Below are 3,330 nucleotides of genomic sequence, written 5' to 3'. Positions count from 1 at the left end.
AATCCATTTTTCTTTAAAAATCATATATTTTAAAATAAATATTTTCTCAATCATACCATCATTTTTTAAATAAAACCAAATAATGATTTTTATTTTATTCCTTCTCAGCGATAATGTAATCGCAATATTTTTATTCAATTGTTACCTTATATCTTCCTTAAAAATTTTTTATTAATGAGGATTTTAATTATGCTGAATGTATTTTATTCCAAATTTGGCAATCTTTCTTATTATAACACGATCTCAAATTCAAATCATTGCCTTTTATTTATTCATGGACTTTCTTGTAGCAAAGAGATTTTTCACCATTTAATAAATAATTTTTATGGTGACTTTAGAATTCTATCCATTGATCTTCTTGGGCATGGAGAAATGAGAGAATATTGGTATAAATCAGTCATGAATTTAAAAGTAATAAGCCCCAAAGAATGTTTTGAAAAGCATAGAAAAAAAATAAAGTTACTAATAGAAGAAGATCCTGGTATTCAAATAAATTACTTGAAAGAAAATTTTGATGATATTACCTTATTATTTAAAAATGTAGGACATGCTGTTTTTTGGGATAAACCTGAAGAAGTAAAAAAAATAATTTATACCTTTTTTACTGTTATTTTCTATATATAGCTTTAAATAAGTTTATTTTCTTTCTCAGAAATTTTAAATTTTTAACCAAATTATGGAATGGTAAAATTAATAATGTATACTAAATTTTATGGGTATGTGTAAAAATAGAATTTTGAAGAGACATTTTTCAATTTTTTTTTAAAGTATTAATTTTATGTATAATAAGGAGAGTTTTAAAAATGAATATTTCATTTATAGGTTCAGGTAATGTAGGCGGAACTCTTGCAAAAAAACTTTTTCAAAAAGGTCATAAAGTATTTTTTGGTGTAAGAGATGTAAATTCAGATAAAAATATAAATTTAAAGAAAGAATTAGGAATTTCAATAGAAATTAATAGTATTATTGATTCTATATTAAAAGCCGATATCATTTATTTAGCGACACCCTGGAATGCTGTTGAAGATTTGATAAAATCTATTTCGAGTCATCTTAAAAATAAAATTTTAATTGATTGCACAAATCCATTAAAAAAAGATTTGAGTGGATTAGAAGTAGGACACAATACATCTGGATCTGAAATTATTCAAAATTTGGCACCTGAATGCCTTGTTTATAAATCATTTAATACAACTGGATTTAATATAATGGAAGATCCTATTTTGGAAAATAGAAAAACAATTATGTTTTTTTGCAGTAATGATCAAAAAAATAGAAATGTTGTTGCAAAATTAATAGAAGATATTGGCTTTGAATCTTTAGATGTAGGACCATTATCTAGTGCACGATTATTAGAACCTTTTGCCTTATTATGGATACAATCTGCATATAAATTTGGAATGGGCCGAGATTTTTCTTTTGGAATTCTAAGAAGAAAATGAATTTAAAAAAAATACAATAAAGCTCAAACTATCTACAAATGAAAAAATGAAATCTACTCAAAATTTAAAACTCCTTAAACTTGTTAAAACTTAAAACCTGATCAACTGAAAACCTTGGTTTGCGAGGCCAATTGCCAGGAGCCTCTGGTCCAACAGCAATTAACATAACAGGTACATAACGATCTGAAATTCCAAGAACCTTTTTAACTCCTTCGGGATCAAAGCCCACCATAGCTCCGCTAACAAATCCTTTTGCTTGAGCCGCAATCATAAGATTCATGCCCGCTAAAGAGGCCGAGCGAATGGCTTCATCTCGGACCAATTGTGGATTATCTTTATACATTCCTGTTGCCATTCCAAGCCAACCATCATGAGATTTTTGATCAATAGATCCTGATTTAAGCATGGGGGGCAATAGCTTCGGCAAGTTTATCGATACCTTTGAGATCACCTAATACGACAAACGTAACAGCAGCATCGGATATTTTCTGTTGTCCAAAGGCAACAGCTTTGAGTTTTTCCTTTATATCCTTTTCAGTAACAGCAACAAATCTCCAGTGTTGAATATTAAAAGAAGACGGGGCCTCGCAAGCATAACCAATAAGTTCACGAATATCTGATTCGCTCATTTGTTTTGTATTGTTAAAATTGTTTGCTGAAGTACGTTTTTTTAAAATTTCTAATGCAGATGACATGGAGTTCTCCTTTATATGAATAAATATGATACCACTATTTTTATAAATTCTATTTCAAATTATAATATTATTTACTAGCATAAAATCCTATAAAAACAATCTTATCATAATGAAAATACAATATAAAACAAAATAATTTAGGACTTCTAAAGATCATTTGTTACTTCAAATTAAAAAACACCTTCCTCGTTATTAAGGATCGGCTCTATTTAAAATTTTTATTGCCGTTGTAGAATTCGTAGTGCTTTTAGCAACTCCCAAGAAATCATTACTTGAGTTATTCTCCCGTGGAACCATTTCCCAATTGACCATTTGAATTATTTCCAAAACATTGGACTGTTTGAGATGTAGTAATGAAGCCATATGACCTCCTTCACCACTAGATACAAATGTTGCACTTGTTGAAACCAATGTAGGAGAAGCGACAGATAAAATGCCGCCCCAACATTTTAATTGATTTGCAGTTGAAACAGAGCAACTTGTAAAATCAGCGCATGAAAAAGAAAATGACGTACCACCTGTAACTGGAGATACTCCGCTTGAACGAACAGTTGTTGTCCCATCTCCTAATTGCCCGCTTGCATTATCTCCCCCAACATTTAATAGTACCATTTCTCATAACAACACAGCCACTTGTATCACCTAAACTTATCAAGCCATATTCCCCACCATTCGTTGTGTAGGAAGGAACAAATCCAATTTTTATAGAATAGTTTACAAGTTCATCAAGTGTATTAAAGGTGTTTTCTGATAATGGAATTGTAGGATCATTTAAATCGTAAAGTTGATTGCAAGAAATTGAAAACACAGAAATAAATGAAAATATGAAAAAATATTATATATTCACTTGAAGTCCTTTATATTAAAATAATTTTAGTTCATATTATTATATTTCTTTATAAATTTTAGTCAAATAAAACCTTTTAATTGATTTAAAAAAATTTTTATTTATATTAAATTTTATATCAATTAAATTTTGAGACAAATTTTAGATACTTTAAATTTGACAATTTAAATGCAATATTTTCCTAAAATAAAATCTTTTCTGATATAAATATTTTTATTATTAATGCCAGTTAAGAGTTGAGAAAGATATTGTGAAGATTGAAGAAATAGCTCCAATTTGTTAGTTAATTGTTGCTTAAAAAAAAGTAACAAAGGAGCTACCAATGGATTGGCAGAACCAACTCATC

Annotated in this window: 6 protein-coding genes; 2 read left to right on the top strand and 4 right to left on the bottom strand. The window is 28.5% G+C overall.

What is annotated here, in order from left to right; genetic code table 11:
- The first annotated feature begins 189 nt into the window (after nucleotides 1-189).
- Nucleotides 190-624 carry a hypothetical protein gene (locus ACIQ56_RS15890; protein WP_397602017.1) on the top strand — a complete coding sequence of 145 codons (435 nt, stop codon included), beginning with the start codon at nucleotides 190-192 and terminating at the stop codon, nucleotides 622-624.
- 179 nt (nucleotides 625-803) lie between these two features.
- Nucleotides 804-1,442: an NADPH-dependent F420 reductase gene (locus tag ACIQ56_RS15885; protein WP_397602016.1), complete on the top strand. Its 639-nt coding sequence runs from the start codon at nucleotides 804-806 to the stop codon at nucleotides 1,440-1,442.
- Nucleotides 1,443-1,506: 64 nt separating this feature from the next.
- Here the strand turns inward: ACIQ56_RS15885 and ACIQ56_RS15880 are convergent, their stop codons facing one another.
- The 4 genes from ACIQ56_RS15880 to ACIQ56_RS15865 form a co-directional block, all read right to left on the bottom strand.
- Nucleotides 1,507-1,848, bottom strand: coding sequence for a nitroreductase family protein (locus tag ACIQ56_RS15880; protein ID WP_397602015.1), 342 nt, complete (start codon nucleotides 1,846-1,848; stop codon nucleotides 1,507-1,509).
- A complete protein-coding gene (locus ACIQ56_RS15875) occupies nucleotides 1,841-2,137 on the bottom strand; it encodes a nitroreductase family protein (protein ID WP_397602014.1) in 297 nt (98 codons plus the stop codon). Before ACIQ56_RS15875 ends, ACIQ56_RS15880 begins: the two co-directional genes overlap by 8 nt.
- A 192-nt stretch (nucleotides 2,138-2,329) precedes the next feature.
- Nucleotides 2,330-2,749, bottom strand: a complete 420-nt coding sequence (locus ACIQ56_RS15870) for a hypothetical protein (protein ID WP_397602013.1) — start codon at nucleotides 2,747-2,749, stop codon at nucleotides 2,330-2,332.
- A complete protein-coding gene (locus ACIQ56_RS15865; RefSeq protein ID WP_397602012.1) occupies nucleotides 2,721-2,945 on the bottom strand; it encodes a hypothetical protein in 225 nt (74 codons plus the stop codon). Before ACIQ56_RS15865 ends, ACIQ56_RS15870 begins: the two co-directional genes overlap by 29 nt.
- Nucleotides 2,946-3,330 lie beyond the last annotated feature (385 nt).

The organism is Silvanigrella sp. (genome assembly GCF_044369315.1).
Taxonomy (GTDB): domain Bacteria; phylum Bdellovibrionota_B; class Oligoflexia; order Silvanigrellales; family Silvanigrellaceae; genus Silvanigrella.
This window is presented reverse-complemented; position numbering and strand designations above follow the sequence as displayed.

Excerpts from the sequence above, each read along its gene's own strand:
- ACIQ56_RS15880 (WP_397602015.1), bottom strand. The coding sequence starts at position 1,848 with ATGCTTAAATCAGGATCTATTGATCAAAAATCTCATGATGGTTGGCTT.
- ACIQ56_RS15885 (WP_397602016.1), top strand. The coding sequence starts at position 804 with ATGAATATTTCATTTATAGGTTCAGGTAATGTAGGCGGAACTCTTGCA.
- ACIQ56_RS15875 (WP_397602014.1), bottom strand. The coding sequence starts at position 2,137 with ATGTCATCTGCATTAGAAATTTTAAAAAAACGTACTTCAGCAAACAAT.
- ACIQ56_RS15890 (WP_397602017.1), top strand. The coding sequence starts at position 190 with ATGCTGAATGTATTTTATTCCAAATTTGGCAATCTTTCTTATTATAAC.
- ACIQ56_RS15870 (WP_397602013.1), bottom strand. The coding sequence starts at position 2,749 with ATGGTACTATTAAATGTTGGGGGAGATAATGCAAGCGGGCAATTAGGA.